Genomic DNA, 24,420 nt, shown 5'->3' with positions numbered 1-24,420 from the left:
CGGATGCGCATCGCGCTGTTGGCGCCCGCGGACAATGTGCACACCCACAAGTGGTTGGACTTCTACGACCGGCGCGGCATCGACGTCTACGCGATAAGCCTGGCTGCGCACACCGACCACGAGGGCCACAAGTGGTCGCGGGTACGCCAGGCGTACCTGCCGATGGCCTTCGATCACAAGTCCGCCTACCTGCTGACCGTGCGTCGGTTGCGTGCGCTGCTGGCGCAGGCCGACCCCGATCTGGTGCACGCGCATTACGTCTCCAGCTACGGCTTCCTCGGTGCGTTGGCCAACCGGCATCCGTATGTGGTGTCCGTGTGGGGCAACGACATCTACGAGTTCCCGCAGCAGGGTCCGGCGCAGAAACGCATGGTGGAGTTCGCATTGCGCCGCGCGGACGCGGTGTGCTCGACCAGTCAGGTGATGCGCGTGGAGGCCAACAAGTACACCGACAAGGCCGTGTCGGTGACCCCGTTCGGGGTGGACACCGTGCGCTTCGCACCCGGCCCTCGCCCACCGGATGACCGCATCGTGTTCGGCATCGTCAAGACCATGGACGCCAAGTACGGCATCGACGTGCTGTTGCGGGCCTTCCGACAGTTCCTGGACGACGCACCGGCCGAGATCGGTGCGCACGGCGAACTGTTGGTCGTCGGTGGCGGGCCGCAATTGAAGGCCTACCGGAGGCTGGCCGCGGAACTCGGCGTGAGCGACCGGGTGCGCTTTCCCGGACGCATCCCACATGCCGAGGTGCCGGCCACCATTCGGGGCATGGACGTGTTCGTGGTGCCCTCGGTGCGCGACTCGGAGAGTTTCGGGGTGGCCGCGGTGGAGGCCCAGGCCTGCGGGGTCCCGGTGATCGTGTCCGACGTCGGCGGGCTGCCCGAGGTGGTCCAGGACGGCGTCACCGGATACGTGGTGGCGCCCCGCGACCCGACGGCGATCGCCGCCCGGATGACCGAACTGGCCGCCGACGCGTCATTGCGCGCCCGCATGGGCGCCGCAGGCCGCGCCCACGCGGTCCAGGCGTACTCCTGGGACCGCAATGCGGGGTTGATGTTGGACGTTTATTCGCGGCTGAACGTCGCCGGACGGTGACCAACGGCGCACCGTCAGCTCACTGGTGTCGCACGCACGTGCCCGTGTCGCGCCCTACGCTGGGCGCCGGGGATCTTCTGGATGGGAGCTGGATTCGGTGGTCGTGGCGCGCACGGAGACGTGGTCCCGCACGCGGACCCTGATCCAGCGGCGCCGCATTCTGTACCTGCTCATCTCCCGGGACTTGAAGGTCAAGTACTCCGATTCCACGCTGGGTTACGTGTGGACGGTGCTCGAGCCGCTGACCATGGCGATGGTCTATTGGTTCGTCTTCACCCGGATCTTCCCCCGCGGCACCGCCACCGACCAGCCGTATCTGGTGTTCCTGTTGCTCGGCATGCTGCCCTGGCAGTGGGCGTCCCAGGTGATCTCCGGGTCCGCCCGGGCGATCGCCGGCGAGGCCCGATTGGTCCGTTCGGTGGATGTTCCGCGGGAGATTTGGATCCTGCGCACCGTGGGCTCGAAGTTCGTCGAGTTCCTGCTCAGCCTTCCGGTGCTCTTCATCTTCATGTGGACCCTGCACAAGGGCGCGAACTGGTACATCCTCTTGTGGCCGCTGGCCATGGCCATGATGTGGGTGACCCTGCTCGGGTTCGCCTTCATCCTGGCGCCGCTGTGCGTGATGTTCACCGACCTGGAGCGCCTGATGCGGATCATCGTCCGCATCCTGTTTTACATGTGCCCGGTGCTCTACGGCACGGAGAAGGTGCTGGACAGCAAGCACATCGTCGAGCCCGTTCGGCAGTTCTATTTGTGGAACCCGTTCACCACGGAGCTGAGCATGATCCGCGGGGCGGTGTTCCGTAACGAACTGCCGGGCGTCGACGTGGCGGTGCGCGGCGCCATCGTCTCCTTCGCTCTGCTGGCCATCGGCCTGGTGGTGTTCCGCCGGCTCGAGCCCGAAGTGCTGAAGGAGATCTGAGGCATGGGGCGGGCGAGCAAGGCCGGCGGGCCGGTGATCATCGTGGACAACCTCGGCATCAAGTTCCACGCGAACCGTCGCCGGCGGATGAAGGTGCGCGAGCTGCTCGCCAAGGGCCGGACCGGGGCGCCGGGCAAACACGAGGAATTCTGGGCGCTGCGCAACGTCTCCTTCGAGGTGCAGCGTGGCGAGGCGGTCGGCATCATCGGCGGTAACGGTCACGGCAAGTCCACGCTGCTTCGGCTGATCTCCGGGGTGATGATCCCGGACGAGGGCACCGCGTGGGTGCGCGGCGGCAGCAGCAAGGTCGCGCCGTTGATCGAGGTGACCGGCGGCTTCGAGGGTGAGCTGACCGTGCGGGACAACATCTGGCTGGCCGCCGGCCTGAAGGGCCTGTCCAAGCGGCAGATAGCGGCGAAGTTCGACGAGATCGTGGAGTTCGCGGAGATCGGCCACCGCCTGGACACCCCGTTCCGGCATCTGTCCAGCGGCATGAAGGCCAAGGTCGGGTTCTCGGTGGTGACCAGCGTGGACAGGCCCGTGGTGCTGGTCGACGAGGTGTTGTCGGTGGGCGACCGGGCGTTCAAGAACAAGTGCTTCGAGCGCATGGAGGAAATGCTCGGCGAGGGCAAGACCGTGCTGCTGGTGTCGCACAGCGCGGTTCAGGTGGAGCGGTTCTGCAAACGCGGTCTCTATCTGCGCGACGGTCAACTCATCGACGACGGCCCGGTCAGCGAGGTCCTCACCCGATACGGGCAGGACGCCGACCGACTCGCCGAGGACGACCGGGCCGCGCTGCGTGCCCGGCGCCGGGCGGCCCGCATGTTGCGGCAGGCCGACCTCGATGATGACGACGTGTCCCTGGGCGCGCCGCGGCGGCGGCGGCAACGGGTCCCCGCGCCGCCGCACACCGAGCGCGCCCGTCGTGAGGCGGATCTCGATGACTGACCGTCAGAACTCCCCGGTCCCCGCGCTGGTGATCGTGGTAGACACCGCGGACCCGTTCGGTGAGTCGACCGCCTTGCTGCGCCCGCCGCCGGCCGGCCCGGTCGCGCTGGACGACCCGCCGACGGTGCTGGAACGGTTGCTGGGCCGCCTGGCCGGGCACGGACTGACCCCGACCGCGGTGCTCACCCGGTCGCAGTGGCGGGATGCGGTGGGCGCCTTGGTGCCCGCGCACGTCCCGGTGATCGCGCACTTCGACACCGCCGGTGGGATGGCTGCGTTGGCCGCACAGGTGGAGCGGGGCGAGGGCCCCGTGGTGGTCGTGGCCGGAGATCTGCTCTGCCACGACGGTCTGTTGGGGGATCTGGTCGCCGATCCGCGATTGCGCAGTGCGCTGCTGGTGGGCGCGGCGGTGGACGGCCCGCCGACCGTGCGGGTGGACGCCGACGCGGTGGTCGAGGCGGGCACCGACACCGCGCCACTGGCGGCGGCCACCGCCGCCGGCATGGGTCTGCTCCGGGTGGACGGCGCCGACCGGGCCGCCGCGGCCCGGGCGATGTGGCGGCTGTCCGGGGTGGCCGCGGTGCACAACTGGACCACCGATCTCACCGACCTGGCCGTGCTCGGCGCGACGCAGGCCGGGGTGGCGCTGCGCGCGATCGGGGTCGGGGACTACGTGTGCAGCCGGGTTACCAGAACGGAACAGGCCGCCGGTGTCGCCGCCCGATTGGCCGTGGTCGATGAGCACCGGGTGCGGCTGCGCCGGGTCGCCCGCCCGGACGACGGCTTCTACTCGACGTTCGTGGTCCGCCGGATCTCACCGAAGTTCACCGCCTACGCAGTGCGCTGGAATCTGTCGCCCAACCAGATCACCGGAATCGCCTTCGGGGTCGCGCTGTTGGCGGCCTGGTGGTTCGCCGCGGGCAGCCGATTGGAACTGGTGGTCGGCGCGCTGCTGCTGCAGTTGTCGTTGGTGTTGGACTGCGTGGACGGGGAAACCGCTCGCTTCACCCGCCAGTTCACCCCGCTGGGTGCGTGGTTGGACGCCACCACGGACCGGGTCAAGGAGTACCTCGTCTATGCCGCGCTGGCGGTCGGGGCGAGCCAGCACGGGCACTCCGCGTGGACCCTGGCCACCGCAACATTGGCCCTGCAGGTGTTCCGCAACTTCGTGGACTTCGGCTTCGTGGCCACCCTCGACGAACGCCAGGGCGCGGGCGCCGGCGTCGGGGCGGCGGCGATTGCGCTGTCCGAGCGGACCAGCGGCACGGCGCTGAAGTGGGCCAAGCGCATGGTGTTCCTGCCGATCGGGGAGCGTTGGCTGCTGATCTCGCTGCTGGCCGCGTTCGGCGGGCCGCGGGCGGTGTTTATCGTGCTGCTGGCGCTGGGCTTGGTGTCCGCGGTGTACGCGACCACCGGGCGCGTGTTGCGCACCCTCGCGGTGCGCCCGGCGGTGCAAACCGGATGACCAGCACAATGTCGATCATGCTCGCCTCGCCGGTACCCGACCCGGCCGAGAAGCGCTGGCCTGCATCGGCGCGACCGACCACCGAACTGGATCATCTCCTCGACGCCGGCCCGATCGGGAGACTGTTGGCGCCGCTGGCGCTGCCGGTAGCGCCCTGGGTGTCGCTCGGCCTGTCCGTGCTCGCCGCGTTGGGCACCGCGGCCGCGGCCGGGGCGGACCGGCGGGGGATCACGGCGCTGGGGCTGCTGGTCGTGGTGCTGATCGCGGTGCCCGCGCTGGCCCGGCCGCCGGCCGGTCGGTTCGGCTGGCTGATGCCGGGCGTGGTGCGTGGGCTGGAGTACGGGCTGGTGGTCCGGGTGGTGGCCGCGGTGGACCGTCCGGCCATGCCCATCGCGTTCGGTCTGCTGTGCGCGGTGGCCTACCACCACTACGACACCGTCTACCGCTGGCGGCACACCCGACGCGGCCCGGCCGCCTGGGTCTATCGGTTCGGTATGGGGTGGGACGGTCGGCTGATCATGTTGGCGGGCATCGTGCTGTTCACCGCCCGCCTGCGCGCACCGTTGGCCATCGCCGCGGTCTTGCTCGCCGTGGTCTTCGTGGCGGAGAGCGCCATCGGCTGGCGCAGCTGGTTGGCCGCGCAACGCCCCTCCTGAGCACCACCCCCCGGGTGCGAGGGGCGTTCACCCATTCGGAGTAATCACGCCGGGGTGATTCGGGTGGTCGGAGCTGAATTGCAGATCACAAGCACGCCGACATGTCCGCGCGGGGCCCTGGCGCCGGGAGCAGGCCGCTAGGACAACCGGTCGGTGATCCGCTCGGTCGCGACCCGGCGGCCGACGGCCGCGGGGTCGAGATTGCGGCACAGCACCACCGAGGCGCCGACGGCGAGCGGAGCCAGCAGTACTCGGGTCAGGCCCTTCGCGGTGCCCAGATCGGCATCCACCAGCAGCCGGGAGCCGGCGTGCAGCCCCAACTCCGCGGCGGTTCGCCGGGCCAGGTCGACCACCTCGCCCGCGCTGAGCAGGGTGCCGTCGCGGTCCAGCGCCGGGTCGTCGGGCGTCGGGGGCGGCGCCGCGAGGAACCGGTCCGGCTGAGCGGGCACCTCGGCGGCGTAGTCCAGCACCCCGGCGGGCAGATCGAGGGCTCGGCCGCCCATCGGGCGCAGCGGGACCAGCAGCCGCCCGCCCGGGCAGGCGGCCAGCTCCGCGACGTGCGTCGGGTCGGCCACTGCGTGCGCGCACCGTGCCGGATCGGCGGTCGGCGCGGCGACCACGCCGGCCGTCCAACAGGCCAGATAGAACACCACGCTCTGCCAGTGGGTGGGTAGAAACAGCGCGACCCGCTCGCCGGGTTCCGCGCCGAGATCCTCGATGAGCAGGGTGGCGGTCTTGGCCACCCAGTTGTCGGTGGTGCTGAACGAGAGCTCGACGCGTTCGCCGGTGGCGTCGTCATAGAAGGTGACGAACGGGCGACCGGGATCCGACCGCGCCGCGGCGCGAAAGAGTTCCGGCGGCGTGCGCATCCCCGGCAGGGTAGCGGCGGCGTAAGCTGACACTGCGCCCGGCAAGGTCGGCGCGTGGATCATTGGTTGTTGTTCCATGAAAAAGGGGTGCACCGTGGGGCCGCGCGTGCTCGTCGACGCCACCGCGGTGCCCGCGGACCGTGGCGGCGTCGGTCGCTACATCGACGGTTTGGTGCCCGCGCTGGCCGCCGCCGGCGGCGACATTGCGGTGGCCTGTCAGCGGGCCGACGCGGACCGACTGGCCCGGCTGGCGCCGACCGCCCGTATCCTGTCCGCCCCGACCACGATTTCCCACCGCGAGGACCGGCTGGCCTGGGAACAGGCCGGGTTGCCGCGGCTGGCCGAGGAGATCGCCGCGGACATCATTCACTGTCCGCAGTACTCGATGCCCTCGCAGACCTCGGTGCCGGTCGTGGTCACCATCCACGACGCGACCATGTTCAGCGATCCGGATATTCACGCCGATGCGCGCGGTGACTTCTTCCGCAGCGCGACGCGGTACGCGTTGGAGCACGCGACCCGGTTCATCGCTCCATCCCGGGCGACCCGCGACGAATTGGTCCGGATGCTCGGCTTCGACGCGACCAAGGTCGACGTGGCCTACCACGGCATCGACACCACGGTGTTCCGTCCGCCGGAGGACCTGGAGCGGGAACGGGTGGCCCGTCGCCTCGGCCTGCACGGGCAGAGCTACGTCGGCTCCCTCGGCGAGATGTCCCGCCGCAAGAACATCCCGGAACTGATCCGCGGCTGGGTGGCGGCGGTCGCCGAGCGGCCCAACCCACCCGCGCTGGTGCTGGCCGGCCCGTCCACCGGGGACCCGGCGATCCGGGACGCGGTGGCCGCGGTGCCCGGCCACCTCAGGTTGATCCGACCCGGCTTCCTGCGCCCGGCGGACCTGCCCGGCTTCATGGGCGGGGCGACGATCATGGTGTTCCCCAGCCGCTCGGAGGGCTTCGGCTTCCCCACGCTGGAGGCCATGGCCTGCGGCGGGGCGGTGCTCATCGCCCGGCGACTCTCCTCGCCCGAGGTGGGCGGGCAGGCGGCCGCCTACACCGAGCCGGAGGCGGACAGCATCGCGCGCAACCTGACCCGGCTGCTCGACGACCCCGATCGTCGCCGGTCCCTCTCCGAGGCCGCGCACACCCGCTCGCAGCTGTTCACCTGGGCAGCGTCGGCCGAGATCCACCTGGAGACCTACAACCGCGCGGCCAGCGCGGTGGCCAAGCAGTGATCTGAGCGCATGCCTCGGGTCAACGCCGACGAGGCCATCGTGCTGGTCGGTGGCCAGGGCAGCCGGTTGCGCCCGCTGACCATCCGGACCCCGAAGCCGATGCTGCCCGCCGCGGGGGTGCCGCTGCTCACCCACCAACTGCTGCGACTGTGTGAGGCCGGGGTGCGCCGGGTGGTGCTGGCCACCTCGTATCGGGCCGAGGTGTTCTCCGCGTATTTCGGTGATGGGTTATCACTGGGCCTGGAGCTGGAGTACGTCACCGAGACCGAACCGTTGGGCACCGGCGGGGGCATCCGCAATGTGGCCGACCGACTGCAATCCGGACCGCAGGACCCGGTGTTCGTGCTCAACGGCGATGTGCTGTCCGGACACGACCTCGGCGCTCAACTCAAGACCCACGCGGCGACCGAGGCCGCGGTGACCCTGCACCTGGTGCAGGTTCCCGATCCGTCGGCCTTCGGCAGCGTGCCGACCGATGGCGCCGGGCGGGTGCAGGCGTTCCTGGAGAAGACGCCGAACCCGGTCAGCGACCAGATCAACGCCGGGTGCTACCTGTTCCGCCGCGATCGGATCGACGCGATCCCGGCCGGGCAGGTGGTGTCCGTGGAACGCGACACCTTTCCGGGCCTGCTGGCCGCGGATGAGGTGATCACGGGGTACGTGGAGAACGCTTACTGGTTGGACCTGGGCACCCCGGCGGCGTTCGTCCGGGGCAGCGCGGATCTGGTGCTCGGCGTGCTCGCCTCGCCCGCCGTGCGCCGGCCGGGGCCCGCGCTGGTGCTCGCCGACGCGTTGGTGGCCGCCGATGCGGTGCTGGACGGCGGCAGCACAATCGGGGCCGGTGCGGTGGTTGGCTCCGGCGCCGTGGTGTCCGGCAGCGTGCTGCTGGACCGCGCCTGGGTCGGTGCCGGCGCGGAGGTCCGCGACACCGTGGTGGGGGCGGGTGCCCGGGTGGGCGAGCGCACCCGACTTACCGGTGTAGTCGTCGGTGACGATGCGCTGATCGGCGCTGACAATGAACTGATCACCGGCGCCCGGGTATGGACCGGAGCGATCGTCCCCGACGGCGTAATCCGTTTCTCCGCAGACAACTGACGCTGACTCAGACAGTTGCGGCGTGCTGATCCCGTCGACGGATCAACGCCGCCCAGATCACTGTTCCCTGGGCGAGCAGGCCACCGGCGATGACCGTGCCGGCCGTCCACCAACTGCTCAGCGGCAGCTCGTCGACGATGCCCCAAATCACCCCGCCGACCACCACCGCCAGTGCGGACAGCAGCGAGGCGGACAGCCGCAGCGGGCCGGCCACCGAGGCCTCCGCGGCGGCGACCACCCGGCCGCGCACGGCGTCCAGTCGGCGGCGGGCCCACGGGTATTCCTTGGCCAACACGGCCAGCCCCAGCACGATGACCAGGGCGCCCGGCCCGGGCAGCACCACCAGCGCCGCCCCGACGGCGATGATCAACCCACCCAACGCCGTGACGGCGAACTTGCGCATGAACGCAGGTCTACCTGATGTTGCGTTCCGGTGCGTCGGTGGCCGGGAACTTGTCCATGAACTCGCGCACTGCCTGACCCGACAATTGTCCGCAGAACAGCCGATGCCCATAGGCCGGGCCGTTCGCGCCGGTCGGACCGCTCCAGTGCGACAACGCGATCGGTTTGCCCGCCGGCAGGTTGCCGTAGGCGGGGTCCCACGGGGTGGCGATGAACAGTTGGTAGATCGCGTCGTCGCGCAGTTTGCGGGCCAGGCCCTGGATCTGGTCCTGGGAGTTGCGGGGCAGGTTCGAGTCGTACCAGAGCACCGTGTAGCCGTGTTCCAGGTTCTGCACCAGGTTCTCCACCGGCGGGTTGTCCTTGGTGGTGAAGAACGGCTCGGCGTCGAAGGAGACCTGGCGGTCGTAGTGCCTACCGGAGGTCGGCGGCACGGTCGTGTAGCTGACCCGGGTGCCCTCGTCCACGTGCTGCCCGGCCGGCGCGGCCCGGTCCGCGGTGATCGAGCCGCAGCCGGCCGCGGCCAACGGCACGCCGAACGCGGCGATGGATCGCTTCAGCGGGTTGTCCAACTGGTGCTCGACCCAGTTGTAACCGGACTTGCCGAATACGGCGCCCGCGCCGAGCAAGCACACGCACAACGCGGCCAGCGATCTGCGGCGGTCGGACTTGCGTTTGGCCGCGCGCAACGCCTCGATGCGCGTCTGGCGGTCCGGCTGCTGGGCCGGGATTCGCGCACTCGGCGATTCCTCGAGAGTGCCGCCCGGCGTGCTGCGCTCGGTCAACCCGCCCCCTCCCACGCAACGCACGCCACCAGCGTGCGATGTCCGTCCACCGTAGGACCGGGTTCGGCGGCCACCGGGGCGGCGCGCCGCTACTGCTCGTCGATCCCCGGGATGGCCGGCGCACCGTAGAACGCCATGAACTCGCGGAACGCCTCACCGGACGGCTCGTGGCAGTAGGCCACGTGCCCGAGATTGCCGGCCGAGGTTTTCGTCCACCGGGTCAACGCGATGGGCGTGCCCAACGGGAACTTTCCGCGGCTCTCGTCCCACGCCGCGGCAACGAACAGGCTGTACCGCGGATCGGAGTGCAGTACCTGCGCTGCCTTCTTGATGTTGTTGACCTGGCCCGGGTCCAGCAGATTCGGGACGTACCAGAGCACCGTCCACCCGGCGTTGAGGTTGGCCATCAGCGACTCCACCGACGGCGCATTGTCCGCGGTGTAGTAGCCGTCGGCGTTCACCTGCACCTGGTCGGCCGCGTACGGCCCGAAGTCGGGCGGCGCGAGCTTGTAGTCGACCTTCTGGTCCGGGCGCAGCACGATGTCCCGGTCCTGGTCCGGCACCGGATCGTTGGACGCGGGGACCGCGGCACAACCCGAGAGGAAAGGCGTGTCGCCGACGGCCGCCAGCGTCTTGAACGTGGGGTCGTTCTTGCCGGTCTTCGCGCCGCCGGTGTGCTTGTGGATGATCACGCCGATCGCGACCAGGCCGACGATCACCGAGATGACCAGCACCGCGCGCTCGATCCGGCTCACGGGGTGTTCGGCTCCGGGGTGTCGGTGGCCGGGTGGTCCTTCATGAACTGCACGATCGCGCCACCCGAGGCCTCGCCACAGAACTCCCGGTAGCCGTTCTCCGGGGAGGTCGGCTTGGTCGGGTCGCTCGGACCGCCCCAGTGCGACATGGCGATCGGGCGGTCTGCCGGGAATGCCCCGCGGGTGAGGTCCCACGGCGCCACGATGATCTTGCGGAACGCCGAGTTGTTCCGCAGCAGCCCGCCGATGTCCTTGAGCACGTTCAGTTCTTCCGTCGCGATCTTCGGGTCGTACCAGACGATCGTGTAGCCGTGCTCGAGGTTGTGCACCAACTGCTCGACGGTCGGGGTGTCCTTGGTGGTGTAGTAACCGCGCTCGTTGACGTCGGCCGGGTACTGGAAGTGCCGACCGGAGCTGGGCGGGATGGTCGCGTAGTCAACGTGGGTCTGGGCGTCCACGTGGTCCTGACCACCGGTCGCCGGATCGATCTTCACCGCGTCGCACTGGGCCGCGGCCGCGGTGGCCCCCACGGTGGCCGGGTCGCGGTGCTTCTGATGGTTGCGGTGCATCAGTACCAGGCTGGACGGGACGATCAGCACCGCCGCCACCCCGATACCGATCGCGGCCAGCAGCAGCGTCTTCTTCCGCTCCTGGGCCTGCTGTTGGCGCTTGAGCTCCTCGACGCGGGCACGCCGGTCCACGCCGGCGCTCGAGCCGGACTTCTTCGGCTTGTTCGCCACGCTGCGTCTGCTCCTGTCGTGGTGGGCGGTCCGGGCCGGAGTCTACGGAGGCCGGCTCGCACCCAGCGGAGTGCGGGAGACTTTCCGGCGTGTCTGACGGTCTGTCGCGTCGCTGGTCACCCGGCCGCCCGGTGGACCTCTTTCGTACGCTGGCGCCGCTGCGTCGCGGCACCGGTGACCCCACCTTCCGCATGGACGAGGCGGGCGCGATCTGGCGGGCGGCGCGCACCCCGAACGGTCCGGGGACCCTGCGGATCAGCGCGGCTCCCGCCGCGGGGGAGGTGCTCGGCCAGGCCTGGGGACCGGGCGCCGCGTGGTTGCTGGAGCAGCTGCCGGCCCTGTGCGGGGCGGCGGACGACCCGGACAACTTCCAACCGGCTCACCCGATACTGCGCGAGGCGGTGGCCCGCTATCCCGGCTTCCGGCTGACCCGCGCGGGCCAACTGATCGACGTGCTGGTGCCGTGTGTGCTGGAGCAGAAAACGACCGGCAGGCAGGCCCGCGCCTCCTATCGAGAGTTGATGCGTCGATACGGAGCACCGGCCCCGGGCCCGGTCGCCGGGCGGGCGCTGCTGGTCCCGCCGGACCCGGCGACCTGGGCGCTGGTGCCGTCCTGGGCCTGGCATCGCGCGGGCGTCGAACCGGCACGCTCGCGGGCCATCGTCACCGCGATGAAGCACGCCGGACGACTCGAAGGGACCCTGACGATGGGCTCGTCAGTGGCCGACCAACGCTTGCGCGCCCTGCCCGGTATCGGGGTGTGGACCTCGGCCGAGATCCGCCAGCGTTCCTTCGGCGACCCCGACGCCGTCTCCGTCGGCGACTTCCACCTGCCCGCCACGGTGGGCTGGGCGCTGGCCGGCGAACGCGTCGACGACGCCGGCATGCTCGAGCTGCTCGCCCCCTACGCCGGCCACCGCTACCGCGTCACCGCCCTGATCGAACTCTGCGCCGGCCCCGCCCCCCGCCGCGCCCCCCGCCTCACCATCCAGAACCACCGGTCCCACTAGTAGCTGACGTCATCCCCCTTGACCACGGTGGCGCCCGATTTGGTGGCTCAGGCGGATGACGTCAGCTGTTACCAGCGCCACGTCCGGAAACGATCGAGGTCGAGGTCGGGACGGGGGCGGGGATCACCGGCGGGGACGCCGACCGCGACGGCGCCGAGGGGGTGCCAGTCGGCGGGGAGGTTCAGGGCGGTGCGGGTTTCCGCGACGCAGAACAGGGTGGAGGAGACCCAGCAGGAGCCGAGACCCTCGGCGGACAGCGCAATGAGCAGGCTCTGCACTGCGCCGCCGCCGGCGGTGAGAAACATGTCGCGTTCCGACGCGTTGCGGTCGGGGTCGGGGTAGGTGTGCCAGGCCTCGGCGGTGACGCAGGGGACGATGACGAGGGGGGCGCGGCGCAGCACGTCGCCGCGGCGCAGTCGGCGGGTGATCTGCTCGGAGGTGAAGCCGTCGCCGCGCAGGTCGGCGATCCAGGTGTCGCGCAGTGCGTCGAGGAAGGTGTGCTTGGCGGCCTCGGCGAGCACCCGGAAGCGGAACGGGGTGCTGTGGTGCGGCGCCGGCGCGGTCAGCGCGGCGGCGATCGCCCGGTCCACGGCGGCCGGGTCCACCTCCCCGTCGGTGAACTCGCGCACGGTGCGCCGCGCGGTCACCGCGGCCCGCATCGCCTCGGCCGTGCCCAGGGAGAACATGTCGTCCTCGGCAGGCCGGATCAGCGCCCGCGCGCCCGGCCCGTCGGACGCGGTCAGCCAGGCGCCCAGTCCGCGAACCACCACCACCGGGACCGCGCCGAGCTTGGTCTTCACCAACTCGGCGGCCGCGGCGATCTCGTCGGCGACGGCCACCACGGTGACCTCGAGCAGGTTCCCGTAGTCGTCCTTGCCGCCACGCAGATCGTGGGCCGGCTCCAGGCCTGCGACGCCGATGGCGATGTCCACCACGCCCTGCCGCCACGGCCGGCCCAGCGAGTCGGTGATCACCACCGCGACGTTCACGCCGAGTCGGTCCCGCACGCCGGCGCGCAGCGTCCGGGCGGAGGCGTCCGGGTCCTCGGGGAGCAGCAGTACTGTGCCCGGTTCGACGTTGCTGGCGTCCACGCCGGCGGCGGCCAGCACCAGGCCGTGCCGGGTCGCCACGATGCGGGTGTCCCGCCGCCGAGCCACCACTCGGACGGTCTCCGCGGTGATTGCGTCCTCCCGGTCCGGTGCCTGCACGCTGCGACCCTCGGCCTTGGACACGATCTTGCTGGACACCACCAGCACGTCACCGTCCTGCAGGGCAGGGAACTGACGCACGATCAGCTGGGCGAGCTCGTCCCCGTCGGTGACCTCGCCGATGCCGGTGACCGGCAGCAGCGTCAGCGCGACGGGCGCGGGCAGGTTCACCGGCCCGCCACGATCGTGGCCAGCGCCAGCGTCTCGGCGGCCATCGTCGCGCTGGCGGAGAGGTCGCGCATCAACAGGGGGACGGCGCGGCAGCGGATGCCGGCCGCCTCCACTGTCGCAACTGACGCAGCGTCAGCGGAGTCGACCAGCCAGCCGTCCAGCACCCCAGCGGCCGAGCGCGCGCCGTAGTGCAGCGCCACCGCGGCCGCGGAGGTGGGCACCCCGATCGCGGCCAGCATCTTGTCCGCCATGCCGCGCACCGGCGCCCCACCGACGATCGGGGACAGCCCGACCACCGGCGCCGCGGTGGCCGCCAACGCCTCCGCGATGCCGGGCACCGCCAGGATCGTGCCGATGCTCACCACCGGGTTGGACGGCGGCAGCAGCACCACGTCGGCCGCGGCGATCGCCTCCACCACCCCCGGCGCGGGTGTGGCCTTTTCCGCCCCCACCGGCGTCACCGCCAACGCGTCGGGCGCGTGCAGGCGTACCCAATACTCCTGAAAGTGCACGGTCCGGGTGCCGCCCGACGTCGCGGCGTCGGCGATGGTCACGTGGGTGGCCACCGGGTCGTCACTCATCGGCAGCAACCGCACGCCGGGTCGCCACCGCTCGCACAACGTCGCGGTGGCCTCGGACAGCGTCGCGCCCTCGCTGAGCAACCGGGTGCGCACCAGGTGGGTGGCGATGTCCCGGTCGCCCAACGCGAACCATTCCGGGCCCTCGCCGTACGCGGCCAGTTCCTGTTGCACCGCCCGGGTCTCGTCGGCCCGGCCCCAGCCCTGCTCGGCGTTGATGCCGCCACCGAGGGTGTACATGACGGTGTCCAGGTCGGGGGAGACGTGCAGACCGTGCAGCACGATGTCGTCCGCGGTGTTGCCGATGACGGTCACGTCGGCCTCGATCGCCGCGGTCTTCAGGTGGCAGAGCAGCCCGCGCAGGAAGCGCGCACCGCCGATGCCCCCGGCCAGCGCCACCACCTGCATGGCACGCATCGTCGCAAGCGGCCCGCCCGCACGCGCTCCCGGGGTTGCCGCACATTGTCCGATTTGCGGCGTGTCGCGGCACGACTAGCACCCCGTGGGTTGACGTGAGGGTATTTGCGTGAGTGTAATTTCACTTGTGTCGTTTAGTCATGGTTCGTCCAAGTAGCTGCGACACCGAGGGTCCCGGCCCTCACCACACGGGGCACAGCCGCCACAGGCGGCACAAATGATCAGAGTCAAGGAGGCCGGCAAATGGGAGAGGTGTTGCTCCCCTTGCTCGGAGGCGTCGAGCGGGAATCCACCTGGCAGGACCAGGCATTATGCGCCGAGACGGACCCGGAGGCTTTTTTCCCCGAAAAGGGGGGATCGACGCGGGAGGCGAAGAAGGTTTGCCTCTCGTGCTCGGTCCGTGACGACTGCCTGGAGTATGCCCTGGGCCACGACGAGCGCTTCGGGATCTGGGGCGGGCTGTCGGAGCGCGAGCGGCGTCGGCTGAAGAAGCGGGCCGTCTGACCCGTTCGGGTGTCGTGGCGCGTCCGGTAGGTGACGCGCTGTCCGATCTGCGTCTGTGCTGCGGTCACGGGTTCGCCGCAGCACACCGGTCGACCCCCGCGGTTGGCTTACTGTGGCGCGAGCGCTGATCATCCGCGGCGCGATCGGCGACTCGACAACCGCTGACGGAACCCGCGCATGTCCCAACCCGGCGAGCCCATCCGCCATCACGTCACCACCGTCCTGGTCACCCACGACGGTGAGCGGTGGCTGCCCCGGGTGTTGGACGGGCTGGACGCCCAGACCCGGCCGCCGGACCTGGTCGTGGTGGCCGACACCGCCAGCGCGGATGGCGGCCGGGACCTGATTCGCACCTGGCGCCCGGAGCTGGAGATCGTCTCGCTGGCCCGCACCGCCGGCTACGGCGCCGCGGTCAAGGCGGCGCTCGCGCATGCGGACACCGTCGAGCAGCCCCCGTCGGAGGCCACCGGCTGGATCTGGTTGCTGCACGACGACAGTGAGCCGGACCCCGATGCGCTGGCGCAGTTGCTGGCTGCCGTCGAGGCCGAGCCGCGGTTGGGCATCGTCGGGCCCAAGATCTTGGGTTGGTATGACCGCCGGGTGTTGCTCGAGGTCGGCGTCACCATCGACGCCGGTGGCCGACGGGAGACCGGCCTGGAACGCGGCGAGGAGGACCAGGGCCAACACGACCAGCGGCGCGAGACCCTCGGGGTGTCCAGCGCGGGCATGTTGGTGCGCCGCGACGTGTGGCGGGAGCTCAGCGGCTTCGACCCGCACCTGCCGTTGATGCGCGACGACGTGGACCTGTGCTGGCGGGCGTGGCTGGCCGGCCACCGGGTCGCGGTGGTCCCGTCCGCGATGGTCTTCCACGCCGAGGCGGCCGCGACCGAGCGGCGTGCCGTGGACGCCGGGTCGGGCCGGGTGCACCACCTGGACCGCGCGGGCGCGATGCGTGTGTTGCTGGCCAACCTGGCCACTCGCTCGTTCCTGTTGGCCCTGCCGCGACTGCTGTTCGGCAGCGCCGGGCGGGCGCTCGGCTACCTGGTGGCCAAGGTCCCGCGCAACGCGTTGGACGAGGTGCGGGCCGTGGGCACCGTGTTGGTCCGTCCGCGCGCCATCCTGCGGATGCGCCGGGCGCGCCGAACCGCGCACGTCGTCCGCCCGGGCACCTTGCGCCGGCTGTTTCCCAGGCCGGGCCGCCAGCTCGGCCTGGCCCTTGACGCGTTGGCCCACACCGTGGGTGGCCGGCGGGTGGATCGCGAGGCGATCGGCCGGCACCGCTCCGCCGAGGTCGGCTCGGCCGCGGCCGAGGTGGACGACCTGGACCTGGGGGCCGGCGGGGTGCTGCTGCGGCGGATGGCACGCTCGCCGGGGGCCCTGCTGGTGCTCGGGTTGGCGTTGCTCGCGCTGCTCGCCGAACGCAACCTGCTCGGCGGCGGACGGTTGCTGGGCGGGGCGCTGTTGCCCACGCCCGGCGGGGTCGGCGAGGTGTGGTCGACCTATCGGGAGTCCTGGCACCCGTCCGGTCTGGGCAGCCCGTCGGGCGCGCCGCCCTACCTGGCCGTGACCGCCCTGGCGGGCACCCTCGCACTCGGGCACGTCGGCTTCGTAATCGGCCTGATGCTGCTGGCCGCGGTGCCCCTGGCCGGGCTGTTCGCGTACCTGGCCTCGGCCGCGGTGCCCACCACCCGTGCGCTGCGGGTGTGGGCGTCAGTGGCCTACGCGCTCAGCCCGGTGCTGACCGGTGCGGTCGCCGCGGGCCGACTGGGCACCGTGGTGACCGTGGTGCTGCTGCCGGTGGCGCTGCGCATGGCGGTCGCGGTGGTCGGCAGCAAGCGGCGCCCCAGCACCGACCGCGCCGCTTGGGCCGGCGCTCTCGTGCTGGCCCTGCTCACCGCGTTCACCCCGCTGATCTGGTTGCTCGCGTTGATCGGCGCACTCGCCGTGGCCGCAGGCCGCATGGCCGACGCCGAGTTGCGTACCCGTCTGCTGATCGCGCTCGGCGCCCCGATGGTGCTGCTGCTGCCCTGGTCCGGGCACCTGCTGCGGCACCCGACGCGGTTCCTGACCGAGCCCGGACCCACCGGCCCGGGCCTGTCCGTGCACGCCCTGGGTACCTGGCACGTGCTGCTGCTCAATCCCGGTGGCCCGGGCACCGGACCGGGTTGGTTGGGCGTGGGCATCGTGCTGGCGGGCCTGACCGGGTTGGCACTGGGCCGGCGCACCACGATTCCGGTGGCCGGTTGGACGATGGCGGGACTGGGTTACCTGGTCGCGCTGGTGATTTCCCGGATCACGGTGACTGCGCCGGCCGGTGGGCAGCCCGCGGCGGCCTGGCCCGGGGTGGCGCTCGCGCTGGCCGGATTGGGCGCGCTGATCGCCGCGGTGGTCGGCTGCGGGGATCTACCCGAACGGTTGTCCGCGCGCGACTTCGGTGTGGTGCAACCGGTGCTCGGCGCGGTGGCGGTGCTGGCCCTGCTCGCTCCGCTGGTCGGCGCCGGCGCCTGGACCGTGCGCGGTGCGCAGGGCCCGCTGCACCGCGCGGACGCGTCCCTGGTGCCCGCGCACGTGGCCGCGGAGGCGGACACCGCCGACCGGCCGCGCACGCTGGTGCTGCGTCCGGCGCGCTCGGACCTGGTCGGGGCGGTGCCCGCCGGTGAGGTGCCCGCCGCGTTGGCCTACGTGTTGGTCCGCGGGGGGTCCCCGGAATTCGGCGCTGCGGACCTGTCCGTGCCGCGGGCCGCCTACCGGTCGTTGCGCGCGTTGGTCGGCGACCTGGTCTCCGATCGTGGTGACGCGCAGGCCCAGCGGCTGGCCGATTTCGCGGTCCGCTACGTGTTGGTCCGTGGCCCGGTCCCGGAGGGCGTGGCCGCCGCGCTGGACGCGGTGCCGGGCCTGGAACGGGTCAGTGCGCCGGAGGGCGACGGACTGTGGCGGGTGTCCGCGCCGACGGCCCGGGTGAGCGTGCTCGGACCCATCCCGGTGGCGCTGCCCTCCGACGCGGTCGGGGTGCGCGCCACCGTGCCGCCGGGTGCGCCGGGTCGGGTGCTGGCCCTGGCCGAACCCGCGGACGGACACTGGCACGCGAAACTCAACGGGCACTCGCTGCCCAAGGTGGTGCGCGACGGCTGGGCGCAGGGCTGGACGTTGCCCGCATCCGGTGGGCAGCTGACGATCAGTCACGTGGATCGACTGCGCGCCCTGTGGACGGCCCTGCAGGGCGTGGCACTGCTGGTGTTGATCGTGCTCGCGCTGCCCGGCGCCAATCGCCGGCCCGGTGATGAGGAGGAACCGCCGCCGGTGCTGCCGGGCGCGCGTCGGCACGCGCATGGTGACGATTTGGTCGGGGTGAACCAATGACCCATCCGCCCGGCCGGCACGGCGCGCGGGCACGGCGGCCCGCCGCGACGCCGATGGCCCGGGTGCCCGGCTCACCGGGCCCGCTGCTCACCGCCGTGGTCGTGTTGGTCCTGGTGGTGGCCGCGGTGCTGGTGCAGTTGATCGGTGGTGGGGCGACGAAGGTGCGCGCGGTCACCGACCAGGTGCGGGCCGCGGAACTGGTCTGCCCGGCGCCGGCGCTGCGCGGCGCGGGCACCGCGGCCACCGTCACCCTGTCCGCCCGTCCGCCGGGCGAGGACGCGCCGCGATCGGGCAGCGCCGTGGTGTCCGAGGTCGGCGGGACCGCCGTGCCGCGGATCAAGGTGAGCAAGGCGGGCACCTCCCGGGTGGACGTCACCACCTCGACCGCCGCCGCAACGGTGATCCGGGGCGCGGAGGGACTGGCGCCGGGTTTGGCCGGGGAGTTGGTCGAGGTCAGCACCGCCGGCCCCGGCCAGGGCCTGTCCACCGCGGCCTGCACCGCACCCGCCTCCAGCGCGTGGTTCGTCGGGGCATCCACCGCGGCCGGGCGCAATGACCGGTTGGTGCTGGCCAACCCGGACGCCGCGGCCGCCTCGGTGGACCTGCGCTTCTGGGACCAGCAGGGCAAGATCGACGTGCCGAACTCCACCGACATCGCGGTGCCCCCGAACGGCGCGGTGTCCCTGCCGCTGGAGGGGATGAGCGCCGGGCACCAACGGCTCGCTGTGCAGGTAATCCTGACCCGGGGTCAGGTGGCTGCGGCGCTGCACGACACCGACGCGCCGGGTATCGATGTGCACGGCAGCGACTGGATGGCGCCGGCCCCCCGACCCACCCGCCGGGTGGTCATTGCCGGCCTGCCCGACCACGTCACGGACCGCAAGCTCGAGGTCCTCGTGCCGGGCGACACCGATGGGATCGTGCACGTGCGACTGCTCGGTCGGGACAACGACTTCGCGCCGGTCGGCGCGGACACCCTGGAGGTGCACGCGGGTCAGGTCGGCGAGTACGACCTGTCCAAGGTGGACCCGACCGGGGCGTACACCGCGGTGCTCACCTCCGATCAGCCGTTGGTGGCCGCAGTGCGTTCGGTGGGGGTCGCGCGCAAGGCGTCCGACCTAGCCTGGTCCACCGCCGCGGCGGCATTGACGACCCCGGCCGCGGTGCCCGATGCCCGCGGGGGCAAGGCCGGGTCGACCCGGTTGCTGCTCGCCGCGCCGGACGGCCCGGTCACGGTGCGGGTGGACGTCTACACCAACGCCGCCACCCCGCACTCGATCACGGTGAGCATCCCGGCCAACCGCACCCTGGTGGTCGATCCCGGCCCGAAGGGGGTGACCGGCTACAGCGTGGTGGTGGTACCGGTCACCGGCACTGCGTACGGCGCCGTGCTGCTGCGGGTGGGCACCGGGCTGAGTCTGCCCGCGCTGGTGCCCAGCCGGGTGGCGGTGCGCACCCCGCAGGCCGTGCCCGACGTCACCGCGATCACCGCCGGACGACGCAGCCGCTGATCCTGACGGAGCGTCAGTCCAGGCCGTAGTCGGGGTCGACGGTATCCGGCTCTACGCCGATCAGGTCGGCCACCTGCTCCACCAACAGGTCGTGCACCAGCGCGGCCAGGTCCGCGCGCCCCGCGGCCCGCGCCTCGATCGGACGGCGGTAGAGCACGATGCGCGCGTCCTGGCCCGCGCCGCCGCGATACAACCGACCCAGCGGCACCGGGCTGTCCGTGGCGCTATCCGCGGGCGGCACGTCCTCGACCGCGAACTCCACCTCCTGCAGTTCCCGGCGCCAGCGCCGTTCCAGCCGTTCCACCGCGTCGAGCACCAGATCGGCGAACGTCTCGGCCCGGGAGCGGGTCAGCGGGGATTCCGCCGGGGCCAGCGGTCCGCGCAGTCCACGGGAGCGCCGATCCCGGCGCCGACGGACGGTCCGGGCGAGGCTCGCCGCGCTGGTCGGTCGGGGATTTGGCGCCGCCTGCGAAGCGACCTCGGCCGGTTGCGGGGGTTCGGGGTCGCGACGGAAGCGGCGCCTGCGCACCCCGCGAGAGTACGCGTCAGTAGGGGTCGGAACACCGCAACGCGACACAGGGACGAGGGTGCGTGGCGAATGCGGGGCGCGAGAGGCTGGTGGGAGTAGCGTCCCGACCGTGACCCACAGTCCGCGTCCCAGTGCATCCCGGCGGCCCGCGTGATCCAATCCCGGCGCTGTTCGCGCAACGCTTGCACCCGACCGGCGGTGGCGACGTTGACCTATGTCTACCGGGATTCCACCGCTGTGCTGGGCCCGTTGGCGACCTACGCCGAGCCGCACTGCTACGACCTGTGCGCTGAGCACGCCGAGCGACTGACCGCGCCACGTGGATGGGAGGTGCTGCGGTTGGCCCCGAACAGCGCCGAGCCGGGGCCCTCGGTGGACGACCTGGAGGCGTTGGCCGACGCGGTCCGCGAGGCGGCCCGGGCCCGCCCGGAGGAGTCCGACGAGCCCGCGCTGACCGGCGCGCGCCGCGCCCACCTGCGAATGGTGCGCACCCCCGTCGACTGACGTCGCGTCAGCACATGAAGTTCCGATAGCTCGGTAAGGTCCGCTGGTGCGCGCTGACCTGGCCCAAATCGTCAAGGCCTACGACATCCGTGGCCTGGTGCCCGAGCAGTGGGACGACACGGTGGCAGGGGCGCTGGGGGCGGCGTTCGCCCGGCTCTGCCTGGAGGAGGGCACCGCGTCCGGCCGCATCGTGGTGGGCCGGGACATGCGGGACAGCTCTCCGCAACTGGCGGGTGCCTTCGCCGCCGGCATCACCTCCCTCGGCCTGGACGTGGTGGACATCGGATTGGCCAGTACCGACGCGGTCTATTACGCCAGCGGGGCGCTGGACGCGCCGGGCGCGATGTTCACCGCCAGCCACAACCCGGCCCAATGGAACGGCATCAAGCTGTGTCGGCCCGGTGCCGTGCCGATCGGGCGGGACACCGGGCTCGGGCGGCTGACCCAAATCGTCGCGGAGAACTCCGGCGCGGTGGCCGGGGTACCCGGCAAGCTTCTGCGCCTGGACGTGTTACCCGACTACGCCAACCACCTGCGCAGCCTGGTGGATGTGGCGGCGGGGCGGCCGTTGCGGGTCGCGGTGGACGCGGGCAACGGCATGGCCGGACACGTGGTGCCCACAGTGTTCGCCGGGTTGCCGATCGCGATTCTGCCGCTGTACTTCGAGTTGGACGGCACCTTCCCCAACCACGAGGCGAACCCGATCGACGCGGCCAATCTCGCCGACCTGGCCGACACGGTGGTCGCCGAACGCGCCGACCTCGGGCTGGCCTTCGACGGCGACGCGGACCGCTGCTTCGTGGTGGACGAGACCGGCGCAGCAGTGTCCCCGTCCGCGGTGTCCGGGCTGATCGCGGTGCGCGAACTTGCGCGCCGACCGGGCAGCGCGGTGGTGCACAACCTGATCACCTCCCGCGCACTGCCGGAACTGATCGCCGAGCACGGCGGCCGACCGGTGCGCACCCGGGTCGGGCACTCGTTCATCAAGAAGGTGATGGCCGAACAGGATGCGGTGTTCGGTGGCGAGCACTCCGGCCACTACTACTTCCGCGACTTCTGGTTCGCCGACTCCGGCATGTTGGCCGCACTGCACGTGCTGGCCGCACTCGGCGCCACCCCGGCGGGCACCACCTGCTCGTCGATAATGGCCGACTACGAGCGCTATGTGGCCTCCGGGGAGATCAACAGCACCGTGGCCGACCCCGTCGCGGCGCTGGTCGCGTTGCGGGAGGGCTGGAGCCGGGACGGCGCGGTCCTCGACGACCTCGACGGGCTGACCGTCTCGCTGCCCGACGGATCGTGGTTCAACGTGCGCCCGTCCAACACCGAACCCCTGCTGCGGCTGAACGCCGAGGCGGCGGATTCCGCCGCGATGGGTGCGCTACGCGACGAGGTGCTGGCTCAGATTCGGTCATACGGCAGGCTGTAGCCCGTGGACCTCGAACTGCTGGCGATTCTGGCCTGCCCGAATTGCCGCGCGTCGCTGCGGCACGACGAACCCGCGTCGGAACTGGTGTGCACCGGAGAGTGTGGGTTGGCCTACCCGATCCGTGACGGCATTCCGGTGCTGCTGATTCATGAGGCGCGCTCCGCCCCGTGAACGAGCGGAGCGAGCGAACCAATGTGACTGTTCCGTGAGTGCCGGCGGCGGCAACCGCGCCGTGGTGGCCGCGCTGGCGGCCAATCTGGGCATTGCGGCCACCAAGTTCGTGGCCTTCGTGCTCACCCGCTCCTCCTCGATGTTGGCCGAGTCCATCCATTCACTCGCCGACTCCGGCAATCAGGCGTTGCTGCTGATCGGTGGGAAGCGCGCAAAACGCAGCGCCACCCCAGAACATCCCTTCGGCTTCGGCCGGGAGCGCTACATCTACGCGTTCCTGGTCTCCATCGTGCTGTTCACCGTCGGTGGCGTGTTCGCCATCTACGAGGGTGTGCACAAGCTTCGCCACCCGGAGGCCATCGACGACTGGAAGTGGGTGCCGCTGGTCGTGCTCGGCACCGCGACCATGCTGGAGTCCTTCTCCTTCCGCACCGCGATCCAGGAGGCCAACCACGCGCGCGGCAACACCGGCTGGGTGGCCTATGTCCGGCACGCGAAGGCCCCGGAACTCCCGGTGGTGCTGCTGGAGGACCTGGCCGCGCTGATCGGTCTGCTCCTTGCACTGTTCGGCGTCGGCATGACGCTGGCCACTGACAACGGCCGCTGGGACGGCGGGGGCACCCTGGCCATTGGCGTGCTGCTGGCCGCGGTGGCGGTGATCCTGTCGGTGGAGACCAAGAGCCTGCTGCTGGGTGAGTCGGCCACGCCTGCCTCGGTGCGGCGGATCACCGAGGCACTGGAGGCCGAGCCGGCGGTGGAGCGGGTGATCCACCTGCGCACACTGCACCTGGGTCCGGACGAACTGCTGGTTGCGGCCAAGATCGCGGTGCGCCACGACGAGACGGCCGCGGCGGTGGCCGCCGCCATCGACTCCGCCGAGGTGCGGGTGCGCACCGCCGAACCGGCCGCGCGGGTGATCTACCTGGAGCCCGATTTGGACCGCACGCCGGGGCTGTGAAGCCGGTCCTGTTAAACTGGTAATGCCCCGGGTGTGAATGAGTCACGGGTTTGTCGCGATGCCTGTGTTGGTCCCCCAACTGATCCACTCCATCGGACACTGTGATTCGGTGGGGTGGCTGCTGCGCGCCCCGCGAGCGTGAAGGGACGCCGTTCACCCATGACCCGTCATTGGCTCTCCGACAGGTTCCGCCGCACCACGCGCGTCGTGGCGGCCGTCGCGGTGGTCGGGGTGCTCGCCGGGTGCGGGGCCAATGCGGCGGCGGCGCCGAAGGGGGCGGCCACGCCGAGCGCGGCCCCGGCCATCGACGCGCACCCGGTGGAGCCGGGCTCCTACCCGGCCTATGTCAAGCACGAGTGGGGCGTCACCAAGATCGAGAACGAGCCCAAGCGGATCGTCGCGCTCGGTTTCCGGGACCAGGAGGACTTCCTGTCCATGGGCATCAAGCCGCTGACCATTCGCAACTACTTCGGCGCGGCGGACCCGTGGACCAAGGAGCCGTGGCTGTCCGACGAGGCGCGCAACGGCCAGTACCAGGTGATCATCGCCGACGTGCGGGACCCGAAGAACGGCAAGATCACGGTGGGCACCGACGGCCCGATCCTGCCCAGTGAGTATCCGCAGGCCTCGGCCACCCCGGTGTGGAAAGAGGTCTACAACCTCGACGACATCAAGAACCTGCACCCGGACCTGATCACCGCGTTGTACTCCGGTTTGACCCAGGACGACTACCTGAAGCTGTCCGCGATCGCGCCAACCGTCACCGGGGTCTCCGCCGACCTGCGCGACTACTTCTCCTCCTGGCAGGAGGAGATCAACGCGGTCGGCCAGATCATGGGTCGACCGACCTACGCCACCAAACTGGTCACCGACACCGAGGCCAACTTCACCCGCGCGGTCACCGACCACCCGGAGTTCCGGAACGCCAGCGTCGCGGTGGCCGCACCCGGGCCGACCGGCCAGTTCCGGCTGATGAACCCGTACGCGCCGATGTCGCGGTTCTTCTCCTCGCTGCGGATGGACACCCCGGGACGCATCGACACCATCACCAGTCCGCGCGGGAGGGCCTTCTATCGGGCCATCTATAACGTCGACCTACCGACC

At 71.4% G+C, this 24,420-nt stretch carries 24 protein-coding genes; 16 read left to right on the top strand and 8 right to left on the bottom strand.

Annotation, left to right across the window (positions count from 1 at the left end):
* The first annotated feature begins 3 nt into the window (after positions 1 to 3).
* From VGJ14_08300 to VGJ14_08280, 5 genes are all read left to right on the top strand, one after another.
* Entirely contained in the window at positions 4 to 1,098 is a 1,095-nt protein-coding gene (locus VGJ14_08300) for a glycosyltransferase (protein ID HEY2832409.1), read from the top strand.
* Positions 1,099 to 1,195: 97 nt separating this feature from the next.
* Positions 1,196 to 2,020, top strand: coding sequence for an ABC transporter permease (locus VGJ14_08295; protein HEY2832408.1), 825 nt, complete (start codon positions 1,196 to 1,198; stop codon positions 2,018 to 2,020).
* Positions 2,021 to 2,023: 3 nt separating this feature from the next.
* Positions 2,024 to 2,968, top strand: coding sequence for an ABC transporter ATP-binding protein (locus VGJ14_08290; protein HEY2832407.1), 945 nt, complete (start codon positions 2,024 to 2,026; stop codon positions 2,966 to 2,968).
* The gene (locus VGJ14_08285; protein ID HEY2832406.1) at positions 2,961 to 4,433 is read left to right on the top strand and encodes a CDP-alcohol phosphatidyltransferase family protein; all 1,473 of its coding nucleotides are present in this window, start codon (positions 2,961 to 2,963) and stop codon (positions 4,431 to 4,433) included. Before VGJ14_08290 ends, VGJ14_08285 begins: the two co-directional genes overlap by 8 nt.
* Positions 4,430 to 5,089, top strand: coding sequence for a DUF5941 domain-containing protein (locus tag VGJ14_08280; GenBank protein ID HEY2832405.1), 660 nt, complete (start codon positions 4,430 to 4,432; stop codon positions 5,087 to 5,089). The genes VGJ14_08285 and VGJ14_08280 overlap by 4 nt, the downstream gene beginning before the upstream one ends.
* Before the next feature lie 137 nt (positions 5,090 to 5,226).
* On the opposite strand, the gene VGJ14_08275 is transcribed toward VGJ14_08280, so the two are convergent.
* Positions 5,227 to 5,958, bottom strand: a complete 732-nt coding sequence (locus VGJ14_08275) for a TIGR03089 family protein (protein ID HEY2832404.1) — start codon at positions 5,956 to 5,958, stop codon at positions 5,227 to 5,229.
* A 94-nt stretch (positions 5,959 to 6,052) separates the two neighbouring features.
* Here VGJ14_08275 and VGJ14_08270 point away from each other — a divergent pair, with 94 nt between their 5' ends.
* On the top strand, positions 6,053 to 7,192 hold the full coding sequence (locus tag VGJ14_08270; GenBank protein HEY2832403.1) for a glycosyltransferase family 1 protein: 1,140 nt from the start codon (positions 6,053 to 6,055) through the stop codon (positions 7,190 to 7,192).
* Between the two features lie 9 nt (positions 7,193 to 7,201).
* On the top strand, positions 7,202 to 8,287 hold the full coding sequence (locus tag VGJ14_08265) for an NDP-sugar synthase (GenBank protein ID HEY2832402.1): 1,086 nt from the start codon (positions 7,202 to 7,204) through the stop codon (positions 8,285 to 8,287).
* A 7-nt stretch (positions 8,288 to 8,294) separates the two neighbouring features.
* On the opposite strand, the gene VGJ14_08260 is transcribed toward VGJ14_08265, so the two are convergent.
* From VGJ14_08260 to VGJ14_08245, 4 genes are all read right to left on the bottom strand, one after another.
* Positions 8,295 to 8,690 (bottom strand): PGPGW domain-containing protein, encoded by a 396-nt coding sequence (locus VGJ14_08260; GenBank protein ID HEY2832401.1) that lies wholly within the window; start codon positions 8,688 to 8,690, stop codon positions 8,295 to 8,297.
* A gap of 10 nt (positions 8,691 to 8,700) precedes the next feature.
* Positions 8,701 to 9,471 (bottom strand): DUF3105 domain-containing protein, encoded by a 771-nt coding sequence (locus VGJ14_08255; protein ID HEY2832400.1) that lies wholly within the window; start codon positions 9,469 to 9,471, stop codon positions 8,701 to 8,703.
* Between the two features lie 89 nt (positions 9,472 to 9,560).
* On the bottom strand, positions 9,561 to 10,226 hold the full coding sequence (locus VGJ14_08250) for a DUF3105 domain-containing protein (GenBank protein HEY2832399.1): 666 nt from the start codon (positions 10,224 to 10,226) through the stop codon (positions 9,561 to 9,563).
* The gene (locus tag VGJ14_08245) at positions 10,223 to 10,966 is read right to left on the bottom strand and encodes a DUF3105 domain-containing protein (protein HEY2832398.1); all 744 of its coding nucleotides are present in this window, start codon (positions 10,964 to 10,966) and stop codon (positions 10,223 to 10,225) included. Before VGJ14_08245 ends, VGJ14_08250 begins: the two co-directional genes overlap by 4 nt.
* 89 nt (positions 10,967 to 11,055) lie before the next feature.
* On the opposite strand from VGJ14_08245, the gene VGJ14_08240 reads away from it, so the two are divergent.
* The gene (locus VGJ14_08240) at positions 11,056 to 11,976 is read left to right on the top strand and encodes a hypothetical protein (protein HEY2832397.1); all 921 of its coding nucleotides are present in this window, start codon (positions 11,056 to 11,058) and stop codon (positions 11,974 to 11,976) included.
* Positions 11,977 to 12,044: 68 nt separating this feature from the next.
* Here the strand turns inward: VGJ14_08240 and VGJ14_08235 are convergent, their stop codons facing one another.
* The gene (locus VGJ14_08235) at positions 12,045 to 13,355 is read right to left on the bottom strand and encodes a coenzyme F420-0:L-glutamate ligase (protein ID HEY2832396.1); all 1,311 of its coding nucleotides are present in this window, start codon (positions 13,353 to 13,355) and stop codon (positions 12,045 to 12,047) included.
* Entirely contained in the window at positions 13,352 to 14,350 is a 999-nt protein-coding gene (cofD, locus tag VGJ14_08230) for a 2-phospho-L-lactate transferase (GenBank protein ID HEY2832395.1), read from the bottom strand. The genes VGJ14_08235 and cofD overlap by 4 nt, the downstream gene beginning before the upstream one ends.
* Before the next feature lie 243 nt (positions 14,351 to 14,593).
* On the opposite strand from cofD, the gene VGJ14_08225 reads away from it, so the two are divergent.
* From VGJ14_08225 to VGJ14_08215, 3 genes are all read left to right on the top strand, one after another.
* A complete protein-coding gene (locus tag VGJ14_08225) occupies positions 14,594 to 14,854 on the top strand; it encodes a WhiB family transcriptional regulator (protein ID HEY2832394.1) in 261 nt (86 codons plus the stop codon).
* A 177-nt stretch (positions 14,855 to 15,031) separates the two neighbouring features.
* Positions 15,032 to 18,214 (top strand): glycosyltransferase, encoded by a 3,183-nt coding sequence (locus VGJ14_08220; protein ID HEY2832393.1) that lies wholly within the window; start codon positions 15,032 to 15,034, stop codon positions 18,212 to 18,214.
* Complete coding sequence (locus VGJ14_08215; GenBank protein ID HEY2832392.1) at positions 18,211 to 19,725, top strand: DUF5719 family protein; 1,515 nt, start codon at positions 18,211 to 18,213, stop codon at positions 19,723 to 19,725. Before VGJ14_08220 ends, VGJ14_08215 begins: the two co-directional genes overlap by 4 nt.
* A 13-nt stretch (positions 19,726 to 19,738) precedes the next feature.
* On the opposite strand, the gene VGJ14_08210 is transcribed toward VGJ14_08215, so the two are convergent.
* Positions 19,739 to 20,254 carry a metallopeptidase family protein gene (locus VGJ14_08210; protein HEY2832391.1) on the bottom strand — a complete coding sequence of 172 codons (516 nt, stop codon included), beginning with the start codon at positions 20,252 to 20,254 and terminating at the stop codon, positions 19,739 to 19,741.
* A 150-nt stretch (positions 20,255 to 20,404) separates the two neighbouring features.
* Here VGJ14_08210 and VGJ14_08205 point away from each other — a divergent pair, with 150 nt between their 5' ends.
* The 5 genes from VGJ14_08205 to VGJ14_08185 all read left to right on the top strand — a co-directional run.
* On the top strand, positions 20,405 to 20,758 hold the full coding sequence (locus VGJ14_08205) for a DUF3499 domain-containing protein (GenBank protein HEY2832390.1): 354 nt from the start codon (positions 20,405 to 20,407) through the stop codon (positions 20,756 to 20,758).
* 46 nt (positions 20,759 to 20,804) lie between these two features.
* Positions 20,805 to 22,187, top strand: coding sequence for a phosphomannomutase/phosphoglucomutase (locus tag VGJ14_08200; protein ID HEY2832389.1), 1,383 nt, complete (start codon positions 20,805 to 20,807; stop codon positions 22,185 to 22,187).
* A 3-nt stretch (positions 22,188 to 22,190) separates the two neighbouring features.
* Positions 22,191 to 22,358, top strand: coding sequence for a Trm112 family protein (locus VGJ14_08195; protein HEY2832388.1), 168 nt, complete (start codon positions 22,191 to 22,193; stop codon positions 22,356 to 22,358).
* A 34-nt stretch (positions 22,359 to 22,392) separates the two neighbouring features.
* On the top strand, positions 22,393 to 23,316 hold the full coding sequence (locus VGJ14_08190) for a cation diffusion facilitator family transporter (protein HEY2832387.1): 924 nt from the start codon (positions 22,393 to 22,395) through the stop codon (positions 23,314 to 23,316).
* Between the two features lie 207 nt (positions 23,317 to 23,523).
* Positions 23,524 to 24,420 (top strand): ABC transporter substrate-binding protein (locus tag VGJ14_08185; protein HEY2832386.1); only part of this gene is annotated, 897 nt, incomplete at its 3' end.

This window comes from Sporichthyaceae bacterium (assembly GCA_036493475.1).
GTDB lineage: Bacteria > Actinomycetota > Actinomycetes > Sporichthyales > Sporichthyaceae > DASQPJ01.
The sequence above is the reverse complement of the archived record's forward strand: the minus strand, read 5'-3'. Positions and strand labels throughout refer to the sequence as shown.